Annotated in this window: 25 protein-coding genes, 1 tRNA gene and 2 riboswitches; of the genes, 14 read left to right on the forward strand and 12 right to left on the reverse strand. The window is 44.2% G+C overall.

Translation table 11 applies throughout. The annotated features are described in order from the left end of the window. The first annotated feature begins 85 nt into the window (after positions 1-85). The 8 genes from NSQ91_RS00450 to NSQ91_RS00485 all read left to right on the forward strand — a co-directional run bounded on the left by NSQ91_RS00450 (position 86) and on the right by NSQ91_RS00485 (position 6,454). Positions 86-1,480 carry a D-alanyl-D-alanine carboxypeptidase family protein gene (locus NSQ91_RS00450; protein ID WP_076130392.1) on the forward strand — a complete coding sequence of 465 codons (1,395 nt, stop codon included), beginning with the start codon at positions 86-88 and terminating at the stop codon, positions 1,478-1,480. Positions 1,481-1,592: 112 nt separating this feature from the next. Beyond that, positions 1,593-2,474, forward strand: coding sequence for a pyridoxal 5'-phosphate synthase lyase subunit PdxS (gene pdxS, locus NSQ91_RS00455; protein ID WP_036679980.1), 882 nt, complete (start codon positions 1,593-1,595; stop codon positions 2,472-2,474). Positions 2,475-2,492: 18 nt separating this feature from the next. After that, on the forward strand, positions 2,493-3,089 hold the full coding sequence (gene pdxT / locus NSQ91_RS00460; RefSeq protein WP_076130391.1) for a pyridoxal 5'-phosphate synthase glutaminase subunit PdxT: 597 nt from the start codon (positions 2,493-2,495) through the stop codon (positions 3,087-3,089). Positions 3,090-3,163: 74 nt separating this feature from the next. Further along, a complete protein-coding gene (gene serS / locus NSQ91_RS00465; protein ID WP_038568043.1) occupies positions 3,164-4,450 on the forward strand; it encodes a serine--tRNA ligase in 1,287 nt (428 codons plus the stop codon). A 67-nt stretch (positions 4,451-4,517) separates the two neighbouring features. Next, positions 4,518-4,606, forward strand: a tRNA-Ser gene (locus NSQ91_RS00470). A gap of 145 nt (positions 4,607-4,751) precedes the next feature. After that, positions 4,752-5,093 carry a hypothetical protein gene (locus NSQ91_RS00475; RefSeq protein WP_036679977.1) on the forward strand — a complete coding sequence of 114 codons (342 nt, stop codon included), beginning with the start codon at positions 4,752-4,754 and terminating at the stop codon, positions 5,091-5,093. A gap of 11 nt (positions 5,094-5,104) precedes the next feature. Further along, positions 5,105-5,257, forward strand: a complete 153-nt coding sequence (locus NSQ91_RS00480; RefSeq protein WP_076138623.1) for a small acid-soluble spore protein P — start codon at positions 5,105-5,107, stop codon at positions 5,255-5,257. 105 nt (positions 5,258-5,362) lie between these two features. After that, positions 5,363-6,454, forward strand: a complete 1,092-nt coding sequence (locus tag NSQ91_RS00485) for a hypothetical protein (RefSeq protein WP_340916086.1) — start codon at positions 5,363-5,365, stop codon at positions 6,452-6,454. Between the two features lie 104 nt (positions 6,455-6,558). On the opposite strand, the gene NSQ91_RS00490 is transcribed toward NSQ91_RS00485, so the two are convergent. After that, positions 6,559-7,128: a GNAT family N-acetyltransferase gene (locus NSQ91_RS00490; protein ID WP_076187218.1), complete on the reverse strand. Its 570-nt coding sequence runs from the start codon at positions 7,126-7,128 to the stop codon at positions 6,559-6,561. Next, positions 7,129-7,650 carry a tRNA adenosine(34) deaminase TadA gene (gene tadA / locus NSQ91_RS00495; protein ID WP_340395641.1) on the reverse strand — a complete coding sequence of 174 codons (522 nt, stop codon included), beginning with the start codon at positions 7,648-7,650 and terminating at the stop codon, positions 7,129-7,131. 304 nt (positions 7,651-7,954) lie between these two features. Here tadA and NSQ91_RS00500 point away from each other — a divergent pair, with 304 nt between their 5' ends. Both NSQ91_RS00500 and rluF read left to right on the forward strand, forming a co-directional pair. Further along, positions 7,955-10,282 carry a sensor histidine kinase gene (locus NSQ91_RS00500; RefSeq protein WP_076280415.1) on the forward strand — a complete coding sequence of 776 codons (2,328 nt, stop codon included), beginning with the start codon at positions 7,955-7,957 and terminating at the stop codon, positions 10,280-10,282. Beyond that, entirely contained in the window at positions 10,272-10,973 is a 702-nt protein-coding gene (rluF, locus tag NSQ91_RS00505) for a 23S rRNA pseudouridine(2604) synthase RluF (protein WP_036679985.1), read from the forward strand. The genes NSQ91_RS00500 and rluF overlap by 11 nt, the downstream gene beginning before the upstream one ends. Positions 10,974-11,085: 112 nt before the next feature. Here the strand turns inward: rluF and motB are convergent, their stop codons facing one another. Continuing rightward, the gene (motB, locus tag NSQ91_RS00510) at positions 11,086-11,901 is read right to left on the reverse strand and encodes a flagellar motor protein MotB (protein ID WP_076130384.1); all 816 of its coding nucleotides are present in this window, start codon (positions 11,899-11,901) and stop codon (positions 11,086-11,088) included. Continuing rightward, positions 11,885-12,685, reverse strand: coding sequence for a flagellar motor stator protein MotA (gene motA / locus NSQ91_RS00515; RefSeq protein WP_036679967.1), 801 nt, complete (start codon positions 12,683-12,685; stop codon positions 11,885-11,887). The genes motB and motA overlap by 17 nt, the downstream gene beginning before the upstream one ends. A 206-nt stretch (positions 12,686-12,891) precedes the next feature. Between motA and NSQ91_RS00520 the strand changes: the two genes are divergently transcribed. Together NSQ91_RS00520 and NSQ91_RS00525 are read left to right on the forward strand one after the other, a co-directional pair. Further along, positions 12,892-13,185, forward strand: coding sequence for a hypothetical protein (locus NSQ91_RS00520; RefSeq protein WP_036679966.1), 294 nt, complete (start codon positions 12,892-12,894; stop codon positions 13,183-13,185). Positions 13,186-13,413: 228 nt separating this feature from the next. Continuing rightward, entirely contained in the window at positions 13,414-13,701 is a 288-nt protein-coding gene (locus tag NSQ91_RS00525; RefSeq protein ID WP_076187214.1) for a 4a-hydroxytetrahydrobiopterin dehydratase, read from the forward strand. Positions 13,702-13,783: 82 nt separating this feature from the next. On the opposite strand, the gene NSQ91_RS00530 is transcribed toward NSQ91_RS00525, so the two are convergent. From NSQ91_RS00530 to NSQ91_RS00555, 6 genes are all read right to left on the reverse strand, one after another. Further along, the gene (locus NSQ91_RS00530) at positions 13,784-14,140 is read right to left on the reverse strand and encodes a c-type cytochrome (RefSeq protein WP_036679962.1); all 357 of its coding nucleotides are present in this window, start codon (positions 14,138-14,140) and stop codon (positions 13,784-13,786) included. A gap of 127 nt (positions 14,141-14,267) precedes the next feature. Continuing rightward, positions 14,268-14,753, reverse strand: a complete 486-nt coding sequence (locus NSQ91_RS00535; RefSeq protein ID WP_076278000.1) for a GNAT family N-acetyltransferase — start codon at positions 14,751-14,753, stop codon at positions 14,268-14,270. 189 nt (positions 14,754-14,942) lie between these two features. Continuing rightward, entirely contained in the window at positions 14,943-15,434 is a 492-nt protein-coding gene (locus NSQ91_RS00540; protein ID WP_036679958.1) for a C40 family peptidase, read from the reverse strand. Between the two features lie 5 nt (positions 15,435-15,439). After that, positions 15,440-15,582: riboswitch (cyclic di-AMP (ydaO/yuaA leader) on the reverse strand. A gap of 362 nt (positions 15,583-15,944) precedes the next feature. Next, positions 15,945-16,373, reverse strand: coding sequence for a C40 family peptidase (locus tag NSQ91_RS00545; protein WP_076130394.1), 429 nt, complete (start codon positions 16,371-16,373; stop codon positions 15,945-15,947). A gap of 57 nt (positions 16,374-16,430) precedes the next feature. Beyond that, positions 16,431-16,569: riboswitch (cyclic di-AMP (ydaO/yuaA leader) on the reverse strand. A gap of 218 nt (positions 16,570-16,787) precedes the next feature. After that, the gene (locus NSQ91_RS00550) at positions 16,788-17,618 is read right to left on the reverse strand and encodes a hypothetical protein (RefSeq protein WP_076187222.1); all 831 of its coding nucleotides are present in this window, start codon (positions 17,616-17,618) and stop codon (positions 16,788-16,790) included. A gap of 11 nt (positions 17,619-17,629) precedes the next feature. Continuing rightward, positions 17,630-19,636: a M1 family metallopeptidase gene (locus tag NSQ91_RS00555; RefSeq protein WP_340916094.1), complete on the reverse strand. Its 2,007-nt coding sequence runs from the start codon at positions 19,634-19,636 to the stop codon at positions 17,630-17,632. A gap of 103 nt (positions 19,637-19,739) precedes the next feature. Between NSQ91_RS00555 and NSQ91_RS00560 the strand changes: the two genes are divergently transcribed. Further along, complete coding sequence (locus NSQ91_RS00560) at positions 19,740-20,246, forward strand: YwhD family protein (RefSeq protein WP_036679953.1); 507 nt, start codon at positions 19,740-19,742, stop codon at positions 20,244-20,246. Positions 20,247-20,325: 79 nt separating this feature from the next. Here the strand turns inward: NSQ91_RS00560 and NSQ91_RS00565 are convergent, their stop codons facing one another. Both NSQ91_RS00565 and NSQ91_RS00570 read right to left on the reverse strand, forming a co-directional pair. Beyond that, positions 20,326-20,799 carry an AbrB/MazE/SpoVT family DNA-binding domain-containing protein gene (locus NSQ91_RS00565; RefSeq protein ID WP_038568063.1) on the reverse strand — a complete coding sequence of 158 codons (474 nt, stop codon included), beginning with the start codon at positions 20,797-20,799 and terminating at the stop codon, positions 20,326-20,328. A gap of 205 nt (positions 20,800-21,004) precedes the next feature. Then, entirely contained in the window at positions 21,005-23,071 is a 2,067-nt protein-coding gene (locus tag NSQ91_RS00570; protein ID WP_339189084.1) for a transglycosylase domain-containing protein, read from the reverse strand. Positions 23,072-23,252: 181 nt separating this feature from the next. Between NSQ91_RS00570 and NSQ91_RS00575 the strand changes: the two genes are divergently transcribed. Further along, positions 23,253-24,437 (forward strand): hypothetical protein, encoded by a 1,185-nt coding sequence (locus NSQ91_RS00575; protein ID WP_339189086.1) that lies wholly within the window; start codon positions 23,253-23,255, stop codon positions 24,435-24,437. Positions 24,438-24,869: the final 432 nt, after the last annotated feature.

Here is a 24,869-nt window from a genome sequence, read left to right on the forward strand (position 1 = left end):
CGTCCTGTCTGTCTTTTTTTGCGGGTACCCCTGTGTTAGAATAGAACAAGCTATTGATATGAGATTTAAAGGAGAGTCGTAATCATTGAAGCACAAACGAAAATTTAATGGTAAGCAAATTGTAATTAAGACAGCGACTGTAGGTCTGCTTTTAAATATGTTAATGAACCCAGTAATTCCAGCATTGGCTGAAGCGGGCAAAACTCCGGCTACAACCGAAGGTGCCGCAACTACTACTGAAACTGCACCCAAGACCAACGCAGTTAAGATCCCTTCTGTGGAATCTCTTAACTTGGAATTGAGTTCTGCTATTCTAATAGAACCAACTACAGGCCAAGTACTTATGGCTCTAAATCCAGATACACCACTCCCACCTGCGAGTATGACCAAGATGATGACTGAATATCTTGTATCTGATGCCGTGAAAAAAGGAGACATCTCTTGGGATCAGAAAGTTATCATTCAAGAGAATGCTTCCAAACAGGTCGGATCACGAATTTTTCTGGCAGCTGGAGATGAACATACGGTTAAAGAGCTATACATAGCGATGGCCGTTGGATCGGCGAATGATGCCACAGTTGCTTTGGCAGAATTGGTATCGGGTTCAGAAGAACAATTTGTAGAACTAATGAATCAGACTGCACAGAAGATGGGCATGAAAAATACCTATTTTATTAACTCAACTGGACTTGATCGGGCAGACATGCCGAAGAAATTCCGTCCTGATCTTGATAAAGAGACTGTAATGTCAGCTAGAGATGCAGCTACTCTTGCTAAATTTATAGTTACTGACCACCCGGACTTCACTGAATTTACAACGATTCAGTCTTATAAATTCCGTGATCGGGATACAGCGCCGATCATTAACTACAACTGGATGCTGGAAGCTAACAAAAGTATTCCCAACTTTAAGGCATATGCTTATCCAGGTCTAGATGGACTGAAGACTGGCCATACCACAAATGCAGGTAACTGCTTTACCGGTACTGCTGTGCGTGATGGAATGCGTCTAATCAGTGTTGTTATGGGTGCTAATTCAGAGGCACATCGATTCACAGAAACAAAAAAAGTGCTCGACTACGGGTTTAACAACTTTGAAATCAAACAGGTTGTAGCTCCGAAGGCTGTTATTGCTGGCACGGAAACAGTTCCGGTACTGAAAGGCAAGAATAAAGATGTTTCTATAGTTACTGATGAAGGAGTTTCTTTCATTGTTCCTAAGGGAACGGTTTCTCCTGAAGTTACTACAACTGTTGTAACAAATGACCCTGCAACTTTGGTTGCTCCTATAGCTCAATCCTCTAAAGTAGGTAAAGTTACCTATTCCTACAAGGCTGAAGGCATGCAAGCAGCACAGGAGAAAACAGTTAATCTGATCACAGTAGAGGAAGCTGAGAAGGCTGGCTGGTTCAAGTTGTTCCTTAGAGCGATTGGCGATTTCTTCGGTGATTTATTTTCAGGGATCAAGAACTTGTTCTAATGCAGTTTGGTGTCGAAATCAGCAGTAAATCCGAGTAAATGGGTTGTAGATTTCCCTTCATTGGGGTAAAATTACAAGTTAGATTAAGATAGATCATTCGGGGGGTTAGGACATGGAAACAGGTACATCGCGAGTTAAAAGAGGCATGGCAGAAATGCAAAAAGGCGGCGTCATTATGGACGTCATGAATGCAGAGCAAGCAAAAATTGCTGAGGCTGCTGGTGCAGTTGCTGTTATGGCTCTGGAACGCGTACCTTCTGACATTCGTGCAGCTGGCGGTGTAGCACGGATGGCCGATCCTACAATTGTAGAAGAGGTTCTCAAGGTGGTAAGTATCCCTGTTATGGCTAAGGCTCGTATCGGCCATTATGTAGAAGCGAAAGTTCTAGAATCTTTGGGTGTTGATTACTTGGATGAGAGTGAAGTTCTTACTCCTGCTGATGAAGTATTCCATATTGATAAACATGAGTTTACCGTTCCTTTTGTATGTGGAGCGAAGGATCTGGGAGAAGCACTGAGACGTATTAACGAAGGTGCCTCCATGATTCGTACAAAAGGTGAACCAGGAACAGGCAACATTGTTGAGGCCGTGCGTCACATGCGCTTTATCAACAGTCAAATCCGTAAAGTAACGAATTTGTCCAAGGACGAGCTATATAATGAAGCAAAGAACCTGGGAGTTTCCTACGAGCTGTTGCTCGAAGTACATGAGCTTGGAAAACTGCCGGTTGTTAACTTTGCCGCTGGGGGTGTAGCTACTCCTGCAGATGCTGCTCTTATGATGCATTTGGGTGCTGATGGTGTATTCGTAGGCTCGGGTATTTTTAAATCGGACAATCCTGAGAAATTTGCGCGTGCGATTGTTGAAGCCACTACACACTATACTGATTACAAACTGATTGCTGAAGTATCCAAGAACCTTGGTGCACCAATGAAGGGGATTGATATTGCAACTCTCACCCCGGCTGAACGTATGTCGGAGCGTGGCCGTTAATAGAGAGAAGGTTGTAGGATGAAGATAGGAGTATTGGCGCTGCAAGGCGCTGTTACGGAGCATATTGTTAGTATAGAGAAGACCGGTGCAGAAGGCGTGCCTATCAAGCGTGTGGAGCAGCTAGAAGAGGTTGAAGGCCTGATTATCCCCGGCGGAGAAAGTACAACGATTGGAAAGCTAATGCGGAAATATGGCTTCATAGAAGCCATCCGTGATTTTTCTGATCAGGGTAAGCCTATTTTTGGCACATGTGCGGGTATGATCGTGCTGGCCAAAAAAATTGCCGGTGGTGAACCGGGGCATTTGGAGCTGATGGATATTACCGTAGCCCGGAATGCATTCGGCCGCCAACGGGAAAGCTTTGAATGTGATCTGGAGGTTAAAGGCATTGATGAGCCGGTTCGTGCTGTGTTTATACGTGCACCGCTTATCAACGAGGTAGGACCGGGAGTTGATGTGCTTACAGTCTATAATGATGAGATTGTAACCGCGCGCGAAGGCAACTTGCTGGTGTCTTCTTTTCATCCAGAACTGACCGATGATTTCAGACTGCACCAATATTTTGCCGATATGGTAGAGGCGAATAGGGAAGTCCAACAACAAAATCGCATATAAAGAACATCCTGACTCTTTCAAAGCTGTAATCAGCATTTTGAAAGAGTTTAGGCTGTTTTCAGGAGGGAAACTTTGTGTTAGATGTAAAAATACTACGTAGTGATTACGCAAGAGTGGAAGAGGCTTTAGAAAAACGGGGCAAATCACTGGACTTAATTGCTGATTTTCCACAACTTGATTTGCGTCGACGTGAATTACTGCAAGAAACCGAAGGTCTTAAGAACCGTCGTAATACAGTTTCAGGTGAAGTAGCGAAAAAGAAAAAGAACGGCGAGCCAGCAGATGATCTAATTACAGAAATGCGTACAGTATCTGACCGAATTAAAGAGCTTGATGATGAAGTACGTGAACTGGAAGCTCAGATTGCTGATCTTACTATGAATATCCCTAATATTCCTCATGATTCAGTTCCAGTAGGGAAATCCGAGGATGATAACGTTGAATTACGCCGCTGGTCGGAGCCCAAAGAGTTCGGATTCACTCCGAAATCACATTGGGAGCTTGCGCAGCAGCTTGATATTATTGATTTTGAAGCTGCAGCAAAGGTTACAGGATCCCGGTTTGTTTTCTATAAAGGACTTGGAGCACGTCTAGAACGGGCGCTGATTAACTTTATGATGGATCTTCACAGTGGTGAGCATAACTATGAGGAAATGCTGCCGCCTTACATTGTAAACAAAGACAGCTTGTATGGTACAGGACAACTGCCTAAATTCGAAGAGGATCTGTTCAAGCTGCGGGATACCGAATACTATTTGATTCCTACAGCTGAAGTACCGGTAACGAACTACTATCGCGAAGAGATTTTGACGGCAGCTGACCTGCCTAAATACCATGTAGCTTACAGCTCTTGTTTCCGTTCTGAGGCGGGCTCGGCGGGCCGTGATACTCGCGGTTTGATTCGCCAGCATCAATTCAACAAGGTAGAGTTGGTGAAGCTCACCACCCCTGAATCCTCTTATGAGGAATTAGAAAAAATGACAGCAGACGCTGAAAGTGTGCTGCAGCTGTTAGGACTGCCTTATCGTGTACTTGGGTTATGTACGGCTGATATGGGCTTTACATCGGCTAAGACGTACGATTTGGAAGTGTGGTTGCCTGAGAGTGGGATGTACCGTGAGATCTCCTCTTGCTCAAATACAGAAGACTTCCAAGCACGCCGGGCAAATATTCGTTTCCGTAAGGATCCAAAATCGAAGCCTGAATTTGTTCATACGCTGAACGGCTCTGCTTTGGCTGTTGGACGTACGGTTGCTGCAATTCTTGAGAATTATCAGCAAGAGGATGGCAGTGTTCTGATTCCAGAATGCCTACAACCTTATATGCGCAATGTAAAATCGATACAACCAAAAACTATTTAAAGATATAGTTGCTTTTTCTTTGCATTGTATGGTACAATCCTAATGCATGTGAAATTTAAATGCATTTGGAGAGGTACCGAAGCGGTCATAACGGGGCGGTCTTGAAAACCGTTAGGGTGCAAGCCCACATGGGTTCGAATCCCATCCTCTCCGCCATTCCTTTATGAACTTAAAGAATAATTAGATAGAAACCGTTCCCTCTGGGGGACGGTTTTTTGTTTTGTTTGGTAGACCCAGTTCTATTGAGAATAAAAAGCTTCATTTCTCCGCAATGTATTAGAGAAGGAGGATGATCATAATCATGGATAGATCATTAGAAGTTGATCAGCATAAGCTTGTCTCAGCCTGGCAGGAGCGCTTGCCGGCGTTGATGGATGATGGGGATAGTTTCAGTGTGCTGGCGGATAATGGGGATCCGAATAGCTTGCTGATTCATTTTAATGCGGCAGGTCATCAAGGCTATTCGCTGGATTTTCGCTGCAAGTATGTAGATAGCAGAGAAGTGGCAGTGGATCTGCTGGATGTGGAACAGAGCGGTCTCCATATTGATGAGCGTAGTGATGCCGTACAGCAGCTGGCACAGCAATACTCACGGCAAATTCATGAATGTGCTCAGGCTCTTCAGAACTTGACCAATCCTTAGGAGGAATGAAAATGTCGAAACCAAAAAGTATCCCTGTTCCTGGGGCAGAGCCAACAAGTGGTGAGCGGAGAAAAGACCATACTCCATCAGGCCCAGAACCGCTTTCAGGTTCTAAAAAGGTGAAACAAGCGAACCATGTTGACCACCATAATCCACAAGGTTAACAAATAAAAACGTTAAGAATTTTAAAGAAGTGTTTCTTGATTTTTACAAATGGTTTATCATAGGAGGGGGAGAGATTTCTTTTACAATGGGAGAGGAGAACAATAATGAACAAAAAGTGGGGTTTGTCAGCCGCTGCATTGCTGCTTACAGCAGCAGTAATTCTGCCGGGATGTGCAAGTAAACAGGAGGCGCCAAAAGAGGCCTTAAAATCAGCCGCTACTAAAGCGACTACAATGTCATCTTATGAGATGAAGAGTAAATTCACGATCAACGATCTTACGATCGAGACTTCTGACGCTGAATCTGCTGCAATGACTACACAGGTACTTAGTATGCTTAAGAATGCTGATATTACCATTGATGGGGTATATCAAGCAGAGCCAATGCAGACAGAACTAACTATGGTTCTGAATCTGAAAGGCGATATGAGCATGAGCTTTAATGTTCCTATGGTAATGACTGCCGAGAAGTTGTATGTTAAGATTCCATCTATTCCTTTCGTACCGATTCCTGAGACAATCCTCAATAAGTTTGTAGAGGTTGATCTGAAGGCGTTGGCAGAGCAGGAGGGTGCAGAATTTAACCCAAGTACGATGGATACTCAAAAAATGCAGAAGCTGTCTAATGAAGTGGTGGACACTGTCCTAGCTGAATATGACGAAGAAAAATATTTTAACGAGATTGATCCCAAAGATGCTAATTTACCAGAAGGTGTGGAAGCTCAACAAGTCGTTCAGTTCCAAGTGACTAACGATAATGTTAAAGAAGCAATCACTATCTTGGTGAATAATGCCCTGCCAAAAATCATTGATATCGTAAGCAAGGAAGAATACAAGGATATGCTGCAGATTAAAGATGCAGATCTAGCTAAGGCTAAAGAAGAACTGACATCAGGTGAAGCTAGAACTGAATTGGATAAGGGCTTAGCTGATCTTGATAAGTACCTTACCATCAACCAGTTCCACTATAATACTGCGATCAATAAGGACGGATACGCTGTGTATCAGGATTTATTGATGGATGTTAAAGTAAATGATCCGGAAGATGGCACAAAAGTGGCCTTCTCAGTAAATGGAACGGGCCAATACAGCAAGATCAACGAAAAGCCGGTATTCAAGATTGGTATCCCTCAAGGTGATGATGTAATTACAATGGATCAACTTGGAGAAGAATTCGGTGGTTTGGGAACTTATTAATCCCAGTTCGCAAGATAAAGACCCGCATGAGGCGTATATTATACGCCCATGCGGGTCTTTTTTTAGGAAAAAAAGTAGACTGATTCCTGCGACAATGCAGAATCCTATTTCTGTTCCTCTGTCAGCACATCTTCAGTTAAGATTGCGTAGGTTTGGTGATCCTGCCACTGTCCATTTATTTTAAGATACTGACGGGCAACCCCTTCAGGTTTAAACCCACTCTTCTCCAGGACTCTTCGGGAAGCTTCATTATGCAATAAAATAGCTGCCTGAACTCTATGTAGACCTAAGGCTCGGAAAGCATAGCCAAGGACTAATCCGACCGCTGCTGTCATATAACCTTGTCCTTGCATCCGATGATCCATTAAATATCCTAAATCAGCATATTGTGCTACACCTCGTGAGACGTTGGACAATGTGATCTGACCGATTAGCTGTCCATCCAGCAGATAAATGCCGAACATATAAGCTCTGTCCTGTAGGGCGTCCTCAATACGCTGATTGATGATCTGTTGCTGACTCTCCAGGGTAAAGAAGTGCTCATCACGTTTTGGCTCAAACGGTTCGTGGGTTACCCGGTTATTTAAACGAAGCTCCAGCAGGCTCTGTGCATCCTTAAGCTCAAGTGGAGAAATATAGATCCCTTGAGAGGTATGATATAGAGTAAGGGTCATTTAGGAGTCCTCCTTTTGTTTAATTGGCTTTTTACGTAAACGGCGAAAGAAGGAGGTGAGTAGATCTGCACATTCTTCTTGTAAAACATCCTGTATTACCTCAGTTCTATGATTAAATCGCGGCTCTTCAAGCAAGTTCATGAGGGTCCCGGCACATCCAGCTTTAGGGTCAGGAGTTCCATATACCGTGAGAGGCACTCTGGACTGCACTATTGCTCCTGCACACATCGGACAAGGTTCTAGGGTGACGTACAGCTGGCAATCCAGCAGACGCCAAGAATTCATGACATTGCTGGCCTCACGAATGGCTACCATCTCAGCATGGGCTGTCGAATCCATTGTCGTTTCTCGTAAATTGTATCCACGTCCTATAATTTCACCATGTCGAACAATGACAGCGCCAATAGGAACCTCACCTAATGCCTCAGCTTTACGTGCTTCTGCGATCGCCTGCCTCATCCAATATTCATGAACCGCTTGTATATCTTCTGGCGATTCACTGGCTTTAATATTCAAGATCATCTTCCCTTCTTCTATAACCATTGTACAACGAACAAATATTCGTTCTTAACAAAATGTGCATAACTCTGTGGATAACAGCCTACTTATACACATTTTTGTACACACCGGACTTTAATAATTTGTTTATATGTGCATAAGATGTGGATGGTTTCTTATATATTGTAGAGAAACACCTTTTGAATTTCAATATTTGGTGAATTAATAGGCTTGTTTTAAATGTCCTTTTCAAATGAGGGGGCAAAAGGTATGATGTTTATTATAGGCTCCGCAAGGATTTACCAGTGGATAAGAGGTGAATAACAGTTTGTCCATAAAGACAAAACTATCTGCTATTATTTTTGGAGCGGTACTGCTAATTTTAGCATTGAATCTGACATTTAACCTTTATGCCGCTCAGAATAATCTAAGAAATGAAAACGTAAATAATATGCAGATCACCGCTATGCAAATGGCTGTTTCTGTAGAACAAAGTAACTATAGCTCTAACTATGTAGAATATCAAATCGCGCATAACTTAAGAATGGCTGCCATCTTTGCCTCTAAGGAATTGGGTCCGGATTATAAGAATATAACCAACGCTCAACTTAAGGCCCTAACTTCCAAGTTGGGCGTGTCTAATATTTCAATTCTGGTAAAGACTGATAATGATATCGTGGTGACAAGGGCATCAAATCCGATTGATATTGGAATGTCCACTCAAGGTTGGGGGTACTGGTACCTTGCCCTTTTGGAGTTATTTGATAATCAGGAAGTCACTGTGGGGCAAGGTCAGTCATTGGATCATTTTTGGTCAGGCCCATTTGAATATTCAACCTACAATCCCGATTTCATTGAGAAGTGGGGTTATTATCATGATGAAGCAAGCAACTACATCATTAATCCTGTTATTCTCAATACTGCGGCAAGTGAATATATCGAAATCACCAACCCCGATCAAATTGTAGAGCGAACCAAAGAAGTTAATCCAGGGATTTTAGAGCTTACAGGATTTAATCCAACAACATTTGGTTTAGCAAGTATGGCGGGTGATGGAAGCGATGCATTTAAAAAGAAACTTGGCAACCGCCCAATTAAGTTCGGTACCTATACTTATGGTAATGTGGAGCAAGATAAAGCAGCTATTCTATTAGCTCAGCAGAAGCAGAAGCCAGTTACACTGGAGACGAAGGTACATGGGAAAAGAGTGCTCAAAAGCTTCATTCCTATTCAGAATCCTAAAATGGAGCCTTACGTAATCGGTGTAGTTTTGGATTATTCTGTGATTTCATCCGTAGTTCATGAACAATTAGCCAATTATTTGACTACGTCTCTGTTATTGCTGGCATTATTTTTGCTATGTAGTTACATACTTTCAGGTTTTATTACTCGTCCAATTCAGGCTATACTTGCCAAAGTCAATGACGTAGCGCGAGGTAAGTTCGAACCTCCATTAAAGGTAACCTCTCGTGATGAGTTAGGTCAATTAGCCTTGCGGATTAACGCTATGACTTCTCATCTTATGCAACGCACCAATCGTCTTAAGCAGACGCTGGAAGAGAACCGGGCGGTTAAGGAGCATTTGGAATCCGTAATTAACGGTACGTCGGATGCGATTCATACGTTGGATATGGAGGGACGAATCACTAGCACTAACAGAGCCTTTGAGGAGCTGTACGGATGGAGTGCAACAGAAGTGATAGGCAATATGCCATATCTTGTACCCGCGACAGCGCTTAAGCAAGAGGAAGAGCGGCTTGACGCGTTAAGAAATGGTGCAGTTCTGCCGCCGATCGAGACAGTGAGACTTAAACGGGACGGATCATTAGTTGAAGTTAGCGTTAGTACCTCGATAATTCGAGATGAAGAGGGTTATCCCCATTCCTTTATTCACGTTTCTCGTGATATGACGGAACGCAATCGAATGGAGGAGCTGCTTAGACGCTCTGAGAAACTAACTACAGTCGGCCAATTGGCCGCAGGAGTAGCTCATGAGATTCGTAACCCTCTTACCACGTTAAAAGGATTTCTACAGCTTCAACAGGAGAAGGAGCTCTTGGTTCCGCTTCATGTAGAGCTGATGTTATCCGAGCTGGAGCGGATTAATCTTATCGTCAGTGAATTTTTAATCCTGGCTAAGCCGCAAGCCGTTCATTTTCAGGAGAAAGATCTTCGCTACATATTAGGTGATGTAGTTTCTCTATTGGATAGTCAGGCTCATCTACATGATATTCAATTTAGTACGAAATTCTCTGAACAACCTGCTACTGTACATTGTGAAGAGAACCAGCTGAAGCAGGTATTTATTAATATTGTTAAAAATGCAATTGAGGCTATGCCTGAGGGTGGCGTCATTTCAATGGAACTGTGGAACTCTGTGGATTGCGTCTTTATTGTAATCAAAGATCAGGGTGAAGGGATTCCAGAGGACGTGCTGCCTAAGCTGGGTGAACCGTTCTTCACGAATAAGGAATCGGGGACTGGGCTTGGGTTAATGATTAGCCAGCGTATTATTCAGGCTCATAAGGGTCATTTGGAAATACAAAGTGAAGTTGGCCGGGGGACAACCGTTATGATTAAGCTGCCTGCAGCTGGAGGGGTTACACCTTGGCTTAACATTAAGGATGAACGGAGTGAAGAACAACGTGAGAATTAATAAATTCATCAGTGAGACAGGATACTGTTCACGCCGAGAAGCAGACAAGCTTGTGGATGCCGGCAGAGTTACGATCAACGGAGAGCCTGCTGTGCTGGGCAGTCAGGCTGTTCCGGGCGATGATGTGCGAATAGATGGTATAGCGCTTGAAACCTCAAGCCAGACGGTCTACATTGCTCTAAACAAGCCGGTTGGGATTACATCAACCACAGAACAGCATATCAAGGGGAATATTGTCGATTTTGTAGGTCATCATGAGCGTATATTCCCGATTGGTCGTCTCGATAAGGATTCGGAAGGATTAATCTTGCTTACTAATGATGGTGATATCGTTAATAAAATTTTGCGGGCGGAAGGCCGGCATGAAAAAGAATATGTGGTTACCGTGGACAGACCCATTACGCCTTCATTTATTACCGGCATGTCGAGCGGTGTGAAAATATTAGGTGAGAAGACGCTGCCCTGTGAGGTCACGCGTATTACGGAGCGTGTCTTCCGTATTATTTTGACAGAGGGCAAAAATCGCCAGATTCGTCGTATGTGCAGCGCTTTTGGCTATGAGGTTCGAAAGCTGCAACGCATTCGGATTATGAATATTCGCCTGGGGGCATTGCAAACGGGAGAATGGCGGGAGCTGTCTGCTGATGAGAAGAAAGAGCTTGGAGCTACGCTGAACTACGAGTTACTGTAGGAATGTTATTACAATGTTACAGGTCCATATAGAATGTAGTACTCGTAACAAAAAAGAGCTGTCCGGGGTCTAAGACCTTTGGACAGCTCTTTTTATTACCTTACGACATCACTTATTCAGCAGAGGGAACAATCCCTGTAAACTCTTTGGATTCTTGATATTTGCGAATAATGGAAACCTCTACCCGGCGATTCTTGCTTCGGCCGGTAGCTGTGTCATTATCCGAAATAGGATGATACTCGCCGTATCCAATCGCACTAAATTTGCGCGGATTTAGATTCGTGTTCTGCAGCAAAATCTTCATGAACTGAAGTGCCCGATCCGCACTCAGATCCCAGTTGGATGAATAGTTGCTATTGGAAATCGGAATATCGTCGGTGTGCCCTTGAACTACTACATCATAATCCGGGAATTGCTGCAGCATCGTTGAGATGGATTTAGCTAATTGCCGCGAATCATCCTTAACAATGGCTTGGCCAGAGGCGAACAATGCGTTATCACTGATCGTAATCATTAGCTGAGATTGATTAAGCTTCGTACTGAGCAGATCAGTTAGACCGTTGCTCTTAATATATTGATCGAATTGTTTCTTAAGCTTCTCTAAATCCTCTTGTTCCTTTTGTCGTAGCTTTGCCATTTCTGCTTCTTCAGCTTTCTTGGAAGTAGAGCTACCCATCTTATCATTTTTCCCTAGATCTTCTTGAGTTTTACTAGGCATTGCTGCCCGCTCTTCAAGAATACCTGTACCGCCATTAAGTGCGGAACTGAAGGCTTGACTCATCTCTTCAAATTTCTTGGCATCCGTTGCGCTCATAGAATACATAACGATGAACAGAGCCACCAGAAGAGTCATGAGGTCGGAATAAGGTAACAGCCACGATTCATCGGCATGTTCTTCATGCTCTTCGTGTCTAGTCTTTTTGCTCACCTGATCCACCGTCCTTCTCATTTAACTTAACGCGTTGCGAAGGTGTTAGGAATACAGCAAGCTTCTGATTGATGGCAATAGTAGATACACCGGACTGTATGGACAAAAGACCTTCGACCATCATCATTCGAACTTCGATTTCTTGTTTGGAGAGACGTTTCAGTTTATTAGCAATAGGATGCCATAATACGTAACCTGTAAAGATACCAAGCAAAGTGGCGATGAAGGCAGCCCCGATTGCCGCAGCCAATTTGTTCATATCACTCATATCAGCCAGAGCGGCGATGAGGCCGATAACCGCCCCGAGCACCCCAAGGGTAGGAGCATACATACCTGCCTGTGAGAAAATGAGCGCTCCTGCTTTATGTCTATCCTCTGTGGCGTGGATATCCTCCATGAGGACATCGCGGACAAAATCCTGATCATTTCCATCAATGATCATCCGCATGCCATTCCTGAGGAAGTTATCTTCTATTTCATCGACCTTTGATTCTAGAGCCAACAGACCTTCACGCCGTGTGATAGAAGCCCATTCCATAAACATAGTGATTAATTCGGGTTTACTGATTAATTTCTTTTTGATAAAGATCATTTTGAACAGACTTGGAATCTTTTTGACCTCGTTGAAAGGAAAGGCCATGAAAATAGACGCTGCCGTACCCACCAAGATAATAACGTAAGCAGCAGGTGTGGCCAAAGCATGAAGTGGAGCGTGCTTGAGGATCATGCCCCAGATTACAGCAACCAAACCAAAAATTAAACCAATTATTGTTGAAATTTCCATTTTGCACCTCGTCCGTGAGATTTAAGATGTGTTCCGACAATGCCGCGTATATCATCCTTGAAACAGCGGCAGGGCACTCTGTGCGAAACCGAATTAACGTATATTCTTATTTATCGACATCATTCGGTTTTTTGTGAAGTCATTTTTTCGGCTATAATGGATAAGGTAAGTAATTATTCATCTGTGAAGAAAACGGAGTGATATACGTGGGTGTAAAGCATGGTAGAGATTACGGTGAAATTCTAACAGATTTGACCGAAGCCGTCGGACGAATTTCCGATGGATATTTATTTTTTGAGATGGATCCGGACGAGTGGCAGGAACTACCCCAAGAATCAAAGCTGGAGGTATGGGAAGCATTGGCTGAGGATCTTTTCTTCGCGCTGGGTAATGAACCTATGATTGAGGTGGGGAGCGGCGTAATTATTTACGATAAGGACACGCACCGCATTAATATTTTAGTTGGCGAAGAGGATTTGGCTTCAGTGGTTTTAATTTAGGCGGAGGAGAAGTCTGGACGTAATTTGCCCGTAGTCAGTAGCCCGTGTTAAAATTGATAAAGCCGAGTTATAATCGCTGGGATTTGTGAATACATTAAATCGAAAATATCGCCTTTATCCTGGCACATCCCTTGGACCTCAGAAGCTAAGGGATGTTTTGTTTAAAGCCTAAGACAAGTAAAGGGAACTGCGCACTTTACTGCAATTTTTTGTAAGGGAGGAAACGAATTGTTATTTACGGAAGAGGAACTGCGTGAGGAGATCACCAAGCTAGAGGGCTGGAAGCTGGAAGATAACGTTATGGTACGAAAATATATGTTCAGCCAATATATGAAGGGCATTGCGTTTGTTGATGAAGTAGCCACGATTTCAGAAGCCTTCGATCATCATCCACATATTACGATTGATTATAAAACAGTTACACTGCGACTTGAATCTAATGAAGAAGATGGGATTACGGCTCTAGATCTTCGAGAGGCGCATCAATTTAATGAAGCCTTTGAAAAAAATCACTAGTTTAGCCAAAATCATAAAATAAACGCCCGTGCATAGATAGTCACCTATCTCATACACGGGCGTTTTTAGTTGCTTGGGTGGGTTACTTTTTCTCTGAGAGCCAGAGTGCGACGTTGGCGATCTCTTCAGGCGCTAGCTTCTCCTTAAAGGAAGGCATTTGACCACGTCCTTTAGTGACGATGCTGTAGATTTCCTCAGCGTCATGCTGGCCGCCTTCATTCTGAAGACTTGGTCCAACTCCACCTTGAAGCTGATCGCCGTGACAGGTGATACAGCTGGCTTTCACGGTTGCTTCTGCCTTTGCCGCGTCCAGTTGAACTACCGGCATCGTGGGCTTATTTTCTTCCGCTACCTCTTCTTTACCCGGAAGTGTAAACATGAGTACTACCGCAAAGGCACAGGCGGCAAAAAACAAACCGCTCATGATCCATTTCTGCATCCCAATTCGTCCCTTCTATGTAAGCTGCTCCCTACATTATAGCTTATGGTGAAGCGTTATCATAGGGTTTGTGACAAAAAAATGAACGAGAATACAATCATTCTTATGAAATATATGGTATTTAATATCATTTGTCATAGACCATGCAATAAAAAGGTTTGTCTCCTGTAGGTGTGCGGCGTTCATACGTATCTGTAATCGTAAATCCACATTTTTGATAAGTTCGAATGGCGCGTTGGTTCCAGGTCAGGACTTCCAGATCTATCTCACGATCAGGATAACGATTCAAGGCTGTCTGGACGATTGCATCTACGAATAGTTTGCCTAAACCATGGCCGCATAGATCGGGGCGCATCCCAACTCCTAAACGAACGACTCCTTCCATCGGGAACAACTGTGCGAATCCGCACAAAACCTCTTGTTCATTTAATATGGAGATATATTGTTCCTTCCGGAGCTGCGGATCACCAAACTCGATGCCAAGAGCCTGCATCTGCTCCCACGGCATCCAGCCATAAATATTATATGGAGGCGTATAGCTCCACTTACAAATAGCTTCTCCGTGAATTGCCTCCATAGGAACTACATGAAAAGTTACCGAGGGATTTATCATAAAGTCAACGATCTCCTTTCACGAGGACATTGCTATATTACTAATTATATACAAAATGGGGGAGGTTCGACTCAGAAACTTTATATGAGAGGAATGTTTTACAAATTATGAGAGGGGTAAATAAGTAATAAGACAAAAAAACAAGCTCTCCTCCAAGAGTTACCTTGGAAAAGAGCCTATGTACGTTACTTATTGAACATCATCATTGTCTTCCGATTCAGCAGCAACCGATTGGTAAGCGTCTGTGCTCATAATGCGCTTAGCACCAACGTAGCGTTTCACGTAGTAGCTATCACTCAGAGAGCTAATCGTAACACCGCGTGAGGTAGAAGCGTGTGCGAACTTACCTTCACCGACATAAATGCCGACATGGGAGACACCTTTGCCACTTGTATTGAAGAATACAAGATCTCCGGCTCTTATATCATCACGGGAGATTGCTGTGCCCATTTGATATTGGGAACCTGATTGGTGTGGAAGGTTAATGCCAATCTTATCAAACACATACATTGTAAATCCGGAGCAATCAAATCCGTTAGTGGATATACCGCCGGATACGTATTTAGTACCGATGGCCTTGTCAATCACTTTATCCATTTTGGAATCTGCGAAAGCGCTTCCTGCTCCGATGGTGAGGATGATGGAAAAGCTTAGTACTGCTGCTGCTAACTTCTTCTTCAAAAGTGTATACCCCTTCCAAATGCCTACGAGGTTAGCTTAAGGGTTCGGTTGAAGGTCCCCTATGACCCCTCTATATAATGGAGGTCAATTCACCCAAAGTTGGTTCCCCCGTTTTCCTAATAGTTAGGAAACTCGGCTCATACTGTTGATTAGGATTAGCTTGTAATCAATACATGACAAAACCTTTGTAAATAACAACTTAATGATTACAAAAATGTTACTAAAATCTCACTGCGCTAATTGTAACAAACAGAAAGCCGCTTGGCAATCGTTTTTAACATATTAATGCAGAAAAATTGGCATTTTTACGGTAGAAAGGCATATGTAAGCGTTAATAATGACCTAATTTTTAATATAATTGCAATTTTTATCAAATAAACGTGTTTCAATTGGGCTCTAATAGTGTAAAAATATATTATGGAAAAAAGAAAAACCCGAATTTGATTACGGGAATAATCAGATTCAGGTTCATATAGTTGTAATTATGAGGTTATAGTTGTGAGGAAGGTTTCAATCGAAGGCTACAGCTTGATAAGCTGAAGTACTCATTACTCTTTTAGCGCCAACATAACGATTGGCCCAGTAGGCCTGACTGAGTGAAGTGATGGTCACTCCACGCGAAGAGGACGATTGTGCGAATTTTCCGTTTCCAACATAAATGCCGACATGGGATACTCCATTGCCAAGTGTGTTAAAGAACACTAGGTCACCAGAACGCAGATTGCTTTTGGATACAGCAGTTCCAACGCTATATTGAGCTTTTGATGTACGAGGTAAAGTAAGACCCACATTCTTGAATACATATTTTGTAAATCCAGAGCAATCAAATCCGGCAGTGCTTGTACCTCCGGTTTTATAGGCAACTCCAATAGTCTTTGAGATTACAGTGTCCATCTTAGAGTCGGCAAAGGCGCTTCCTCCACCAATAGATAATGCCATTACAAGTCCTAGCGCCGCAGCGACGCATTTTTTTCTTAAATTATGTCTTTTCAAAAGATGTACTCCTTCCAAGGCCTGCGAGGTTAGCTTAAGGGTTCGGTAGAAGATTCCCTATGATCCCTGTAAAGCGAGATCAATTCACCCAAAATATGGTTCCCCCACTTCCCGGTGCAAAGGAATTAGGCGTGTTAAGCACCAAGAGAATGACGTTTCGACAGTTACACTTACGATAAATACATTTAGTTATGTAGGAATCGTTTCAATTGATTACAAAATTGTTACTAATAGCACAGGACTTATTGTAACAGAGCTTTTATGATTTTGCAAATACTCTTAAGTTATCCGTAATGAGAAAAAGTCCCAGCTCCTGAATACAGGAATTGGGACCTTTTTATTATGTCAAATAAGGTTAATTTATTGTGGAAATGCTTTGCTACACCATAGATGATATTGTGCAGAGATTCCCCACATTTTTAAGAGCGTAGAAGGTAGTGGTGAGATTTGCCGTATTATAAGTGCCGGCAGGCCGGGACAGAACAGACCCGTCAGTCCGCACACTAGCAGTAAGAGCAAGCCTCCCGCACCAAGTACAATGGAAACACCTATAGCAGGAATCAGTGACCGCAAGCAGATGAACAGTGAGGAGAACATTCCTGTACCGCCGGTGTAACCAAACTGCATATATAGAAGAAACAGGCGCACGATAAAAATATATATAAGCCATGCCAATACGTATGGTACTAAATGAAGTAACAAAGTGTAGTTAAACAAAGAGGATAAGAACAGCCCGTACATTTTTGGAGCAAGCCAGTAAAGCGGCAGCAGGGTCAGAACCCATTCGATTAGGCTAAAGACTAAGACAGGTAGTCCATAGATCTTCATGCCAGGGAAAAAGAACAGTCCGCGCTCGCCCCTTCGCTCCTGGTGGAGCTCATGCAGCAATCCTGCCCTTATGAAAGGAGAAAGCAGAAGTCGCAAGACAACAAGTCCTAGAAGCATCCATAACCAAGTGCGTATCGCAGGGTCAGTATTCAAGCTGAACTGTCCCTCGATATAATACAACAGTCTGCCCATACCGCTGCCGCCGGCGTCTTTATCTGGATAGCGCAGTAGAATTGGAATAATAGCAGATCGGATGAAACCATACATAAAGTAGCCCCAGAGCAGTCGGTAGATGAAGAGCAGAATTAAAATATAAAATTGCTCCTTCATGCTTTGCCAGCCGCGGGTTATCGATGTTCTCACAATCATTCACCTCACCAGACAAGAGTTCCGAGCACGGTTTCAAGTAGTTTAGTTACACTTAACGTCCAGCGAGAGAGCGTCTTGTGCTCTATTTCCGCCAGCCTAAAGTTGTTTAAATGTTTGCTCTCCAATAAGATGGAATGCTCAGGGTCAATCTCAGCAGAGAGAAGAGGCTTATCGCTTAACAATTGAAACGTAGTCTCTGCTCCTTCACCGTTCCAGACCCGCTGCACCGAAGAGCTGTCGGCGAATGTGAATTTCACGGGAACATCATCGTAATGGCTCCCTTTATTTGAAATCTTCACTAATGATTCGTAGCTTTGAGCATCGCCGCTGTTATTTTTTTTAAAAGTAATCGTATCTACTGAGAAGTCAGGCGCACCATCACCATAAATATAGTCATCGAAATAGGCCTGCCATGATTTTTTGGTTACCTTCTCAACGACTTTCTGAAAATCTGACGTAGCGGGATGCTGGAAACGGAACTTACGAGCGTAGGAGGACATGATGTTGTTCATTGCTTTGGTACCTACCTGGCGTTCGATATCTTTAAGTACAAGCTTGCCGCGGATATAAACATTTCGGCTATAGGAATCAGCCCCTGCATATTTCCACGTTTCCAGATTTAACGGCTCAGGTATAGTCACCAGGCTGGCCTGTAAAGGCAAATTAGACTTGATACCGTATTCTTGTTCCATAAGTCTGTCTTCGGCATAGGAAGTAAAGCTTTCATCCAGCCAGGCCTCCTCGAATTCATTGCTGGCTACCATACCGTAGAAGTATTGATGGCCGATCTCATGAATGACGGTTCTTTCAAGTGAGGTATCTGGAGAAGAATCCGCGGCCCCAAAGGCTGTAATAAGGGTAGGATATTCCATTCCTCCCGCGCCGTTTCCCTCCTTAGGTGGGACGATAATAGACAGCGTAGAGTAGGGATAAGGGCCATACCATTTGCTGAAGTAGGTCAGGGCAGCCTTGGCAGCTTGAAGGTAACGCTCTTGTAAGTCTTTGTGCAGTGGGTCGAGATACACCTTAATTCGTACTCCAGGCACTTCCGGCGTAGAGAAAGCTTCCTCTGCTACTGTAAAATCAGGGGATGCAGCCCAAGCGAAGTCGTGGACATCATCGGCGTAGAACTGATATATTTTTTGATCTTGTTTGAGCTTGGCATTTTTTACAGGAAATCCGGTCGCAGCCACCGTATAGTTGGAAGGAACGGCAATCGTTACATTAAAGATGCCAAAATCACTGTAAAACTCAGAGGTCCCGTGATACTGATGCAGGTCCCAGCCTTCTTCTTTAACTCCGCGTGTGCCCTTAGGCTCGTATACACTAAGCTTAGGGAACCATTGCCCAGCCATAACGAAGTTACCTGAAGCACCCATGCGAGCAAAGATTTTGGGCAGCTGGACTTCATACTGAAGCTTAAGTGTTACACTTTCCCCGCCATTAACAGGCTGAGGAAGATGTACCTTTAGAAGCGTCTTATCGTTGATATTGCCGTCATCAGGTTGGACATATTGCACTCTTTGCATTAGCGAAGTTCCCTCTGTCGTGCGCAGATCGGTCAGCGTCATATTTCCGAAGCCGTTCTCAGGCATGCTGTCGCCTCTGAGCGTCCCCCCGGATTCCTTCATAAAGGTGGTATCTGATGAGGCAAATGCATTTGGATACATGTGAAAATATAAATCACTTACTGGCTTTACTCCGGGGTGTGTCCAGGTTACTGTCTCAGAAGCTTTTAAGGTTTCTGTGTCAGGAACAAGCTGGACATCAATGTGATACTCGACTACCCGCTGGCTTAAAGCCTCCTCTGCCGGGACGGGGGCGCTCTCAGGCAATACCTGCTGTGGTACGGCTGCAGGCGCTGTGCCGCTGGAGGACTTGGCCTCTTTTGAAGCAAAGCTAGTAACAGAAGCTGTTGAGCTATCCCCTGAAAAGGCCCATATTCCTCCTCCCAGCAGCGCGAGGATGGCCAGGGTCGCAAAGATGATGTACTTTAATGACAGTGACTTCATAGTGTGATTCCTCCCGTGACAAGCATCTACGGGATGTATATGTTTGCAATCGCCGCATTATTAGCTAAAATTAAATTATTCGTAAGAGGAAGGGTGTGCACTCGTGGACAACATACAACCGGAGGGCAAGAAACAGATTGCCTTAAATATTGTGAACGCTAAAAGTAAACATAAAGGCTTTGGAGCAGGCTCTATAGATCTCAACAACGTTTCACCTGTCATTATTGATGGTGATGTGGCGGTTATTGATATCGGTGCCATGCATGCCAAGAGCAAGGTGGAAAAAGGAATTAAATTTTCCATGAATCGTGAAGATGTACCGAATGGAAGACAGGTTTGGGTGGTATGGGTAGCGGTAGACCGTACATTGGAAGCTCAATTTTATGGTGGAATCACAGCCTGTGAAATGTGGATTGATACAGAAGCGCGCCGCGGATGGAAAATTCTTGCCGAGCATGTCAATAAGCTGGATGCAGCTCTTAAACGCAAGATCGATGTGGCAGGGCTTGGAGCCATTGAGAAGTCGGCGCTCAAATCCCTTCTGATCTCTCATAATGAAGCATGGTGGAATGCATCCTCAGATGAGCTTAAAGCTGCACTGACTGAATAGTATAGGAGCCTCCAGAAGGGTTATCCGATATAGAAAAAGCTTCGACCTCCGGAAATAGGAGCGTCGAAGCTTTTTTAATTTATGATTTGCTTGTGCTGCTAAGCTTGCGTTTGAGCTGACTCACTCTGGCTTGGCTAATCCCGAGGATTTCTGCAAGTTCTTTTTGGTTGGCATAGGGATGATCTTCAATAGCTTGTTCCAGACGTTGGCACATTTCCTCTGTCTTCGACTTTCGGATGCTGGTGTTGTGCTCAGGTGCCTCAACAACAAAATCCTCACGTGACTCTGGCAATTGAGACATGCGTTCAGGATCGACAATTTCTTTTAGACAGCTGCTACAAATAAACTGCTCTTTATAGTAGGTGACATGGTCGTGGCTTCTGCAAAATGTACACTCTGTCGAGGTGTACTTCCTAAGGACGATGATTTTTTCGTCTAAAACAAAAAATTCGATAGGATCACCAATGTCGATATTACGCGTCATACGGATTTCTGCGGGAACCACAATTCTCCCAAGACTGTCTAAACTCCGGATCATGCCTGTATCCTTCATCCCATGTCCCTCATTTACATCATTATATTTTGGTTTCTAATAACTATTATAGCAGTAATTGAGAGTTAAGAGAATGGGGTAAGCATAATAAATAAAACGGTTACATCCCTTATGTGATAAGTGATATTTGAATTTGGAAATCCTGTTGTTACTACAATATATAACTTATAAAAAAAGAAAAACCCCTTCAATATAAATGAAGGAGCTAATTCAACCACCAGCGTTTAATGTTCTTCCATAGGGAACGATTCTCTTCAGCAGGATCTACCTTGCTTTGTGTGTCATCGACAGCAGGAGCGGCGCCAGTTCCATGCAATTCGCAGTATTCGGTGGGCTCAGTTCCACTAATAAAGGTTTCCAGTTCTTTGTCGGGACATGCTGCTGTAGCAAGTTTACCGGATTGCGGATTGACGTATACGCTGACCACTCCATCTGGAATGGGGAAAATTTTTGGAGGGACATTTTCCAGCGCTTTTTCAGTAAATTGGGCGAAAATGGGAGCTGCACGCCGTCCGTCGGTAGTTGCGATGTCGCGCCCCTTGTCGTATCCAACCCAGACTGCCGTTGATAGCTCCGGGGTGAATCCTACCATCCAGCCATCTGTATCCGTAGTGCCGGTCTTGCCGGCTACCGGACGTTTGAATATGGAAGCCACACGATTGCCCGTCCCCCCAGTCTCGAATACCCCCTCCATTAAACGAGTCAGGACATAGGCAGCTGAAGGTTCTACGACGGTTACTCCTTTGGGTTGAGGTGCTTCATACAGGACCATGCCATTTGAATCGGTTATTTTTAGAATGGCTGTGGTCGGCATTTTCTGACCGCTGTTTCCAATTACAGCAAAAGCCGCAGCCATTTCAAGCGGACTGATCGGTGAAGTGCCTAGTGCCAGCGAAGGTACGCTTTGAAGTGGACTGTCAATGCCCATCTTCGCAGCCATTTCGCTCACTTTATCCGCGCCGATCTTCATAATTGTATTAACAGCATAGATATTGTCCGATGCTGCGATAGCTTGCCGCATATTAATTTCACCCAGATACTTATCCCCAAAGTTTCGGGGCTGATACGTTTTGCGGTTGTTATCATAATGAAACATCGTTGGCTGACTATTGAAGACCGAAAGTCCTGTCATCTCTTTGGAAGAGAGTGCGGCCAAATACATAATCGGCTTAAAGGAGGAACCCGGCTGGCGTGTGGTGGCCAAAGCATGATTGTACTGGTTGGTACGATAATTTTTTCCGCCGACCATTGCTTTGATGTAACCGGTGCGAGGATCGATGGATACAAGCGCAGTCTCCAGATCACTAGTTTGATCCATCTCTTTGTCAACGGCATTTTCTGCGGCATGCTGCATGTCAGGGTCTAGGGTGGTATAGACATTTAGTCCGCCTTGCTCCAGCTCATCATTACTGATGTGGAGCGATTCTATAGCCAAATTGCGGATATAATCCCGGAAATAAGGCGCAGCTACAAGCGTATCCTTTTGCCCTTGCGGCTTGAAGTTTAAGTTCTCTTGGACGGCTTGTCCCGCTTCTTCCTGAGTGATATTACCTAAATTCGCCATGACGGTCAGGATGATTCTCTGGCGCTTTTTAGCATTGTCCATGTGGTTGTATGGTGAATAATAGGTAGGTCCCTTTGGAATTCCAGCCAGCATGGTACTCTCTGCCAGGTCTAAATCCGCTGCAGATTTACCAAAATACATCCGTGAGGCTGCTTCAATGCCGTAAGCACCGTGGCCATAATAGATATTATTTAAATACATGTTCAGGATTTCATCTTTGCTGTATTTCATCTCCAGCTGCATCGTATAGACAGCTTCTTTAGCCTTGCGCGTCCACGTTTTTTCATGGGATAGGTAGAGGTTACGTGCGAGCTGTTGAGTTAGCGTACTAGCACCCTGCGACCGGTTCCCCTCTTCCAGATTGACAAGAACAGCTCGTGCCATCCCTTTCAGATCAAATCCGGAATGCTCATAAAATTTACGATCCTCGACTGCTAGTGTAGCTTCAATGAGCAGGGGAGAAATTTGACTTAATTTGACGGGTTCACGGCTGCGGCCGTCTGAGGTAAAGGTGGCAAGAACATTGCCCCGGGAGTCAAACAGCTTGGAGCGCACATCATCGCTAATCGGTGGAAGATCTTTTTGATATAGATAACCGAGCAGAGCTCCGGTGGTTAATACAAATAATATGATCAAGGCTGCCAGCAGCCGAAATAAACGCCGGAAGCGGCTTTTTCGTTTCGGTGGATTCGTTGATTCGCGTGTCATGGCACCAGACTCCTTTCTTTCATATTATGGGGAAGGATCTGGAAGGATATTCATTAGGGATATGGAGGGTAACAAATTGTTTCTATTTTGTGATTGTTTAAGGTAGATAGGGTATCCTCTCTGGCGGTATAACAGAGTAGGGATTGTGAGTAAGGGTATATACATATTAGGAGGTGTCATCATGAAATGGACGAAAAGGATTCATAAGACGACAATAACCGCCCTCTCGGCGACGCTTATTATGGTTTCAGGCTGGAGTGCACCTGTAACTTCTGTACATGCTGCGGCTGCACCAGCACCAGCGACTTGCGGCACGGGAGATCACGGCTTGCTACAGGCCCTGCAAAACAAGCATTCAGGCGATGTATCCACACCGCTTAGCTTTTCTGATGTTCAGTTTTTGAATGGGAATATTGGACGGGCAGCAGGTAATGGATTTATGATTGGTACCTCTGACGGAGGTTGCCATTTTCAAGAGATCTATCAAGGACAATGGGGCTTCAAACAATTCGATTTTCCCGATAATGTACATGGCTTTGCTCTTGCTTCTGTAGAGGAGGGGCAGGCTCAATATTTAATTGGTACCTCTAACGGTGGCTCGGAGTGGAAGAGACTTTCGACCAAAGCCGTCAGCTTTGAAAGAATAAATTTTATCGATAGTAAGAAAGGTTTTGCTTATGAGAGAGCCGCAACGTATTACACCAAAGACGGGGGGCTGAGCTGGAGTAAGATTTCCACCCCACCCAATACACGAGGCGCTTATTTTAGTGACCGGAATACCGGCTGGGCGGTTGTAATCGTGCCGGGAAGCGGATATCGGGTAATGAAGACCACAGATGGAGGGGGAACTTGGAGCCTTTCACTGAAGGCGGCTTTTGCCGAGCCCGAGTTTGGACAAATCTCCGCTAAGGGAGATCAGGTCGCTGTAGTGCTCTATGGCGGTACGGGGATGAGTCAGACCTCCTACTCGCTATATGAAAGTGAGAACAGGGGGAAAAGTTGGAATCGTGTGATCGCTCAGGAAACTGCGGGCGGCGGACCTGCGCCAGGCAGTGGCAAGGCTGAATTCAATAAAGGGCCAGCCGCTGGCAAACCCGGGAACCTGCAGCTTGTGGGAAACAGCACATCTTTTTTAGTGGGATTTTCCCCAGCAGCAGAGAAAGTGGCAGTTGGACGCTCTTATAACGGCGGTAAGCAATGGACTAATCTTCCGGAGCTCGCTGGTTATGACGGGGTAATCTCCTTCACTAGTAATAAAGAGGGCTGGCTCGCCATCCGTGAGCTTGATTACTCTTCCTTGTATGTGACCAAAGACGGCGGAGCTTCATGGGAACGCAGGTTTTCTTTAAAAGTGATGACCCAATAATTCTCTTCAATAAAAAATATAAGGGTCCGAAGTATTGTAAACATCGCAAATAGACAGCAGAGCAGCGATTCTCCGGATACTTGGAGAATCGCTGCTCTTTCGTTGGTTTCTTGCTCGCTTCAATAGTACCCTTATCAGTGCCCTAATCAGATCCCTCATCCTCGGAGGGTTACGGACCCAGATGACGTTATTTGCAAATTTTCGGCCTTTGGGATAGGGTTTCGGACTCCAGTAACACTATTCCCTAGAAAGAGGTTCAAATGGGTTGTTTTTTATGCCAATAGCGACTAAGGGGTCCGTTATCACACCGAATATGGAATCATCCTGCGTTTAGGGTCATCTATGTCCGATAGGTGCTTGGTAGGTGCAAATATTATCGAAGTAAATGATATACATAGAGAATGGACGTTCAAAGTGTGCTTTTAATCATCA

It is taken from the genome of Paenibacillus sp. FSL R7-0048 (genome assembly GCF_038004505.1).
Classification (GTDB): Bacteria; Bacillota; Bacilli; order Paenibacillales; family Paenibacillaceae; genus Paenibacillus_AQ; species Paenibacillus_AQ odorifer.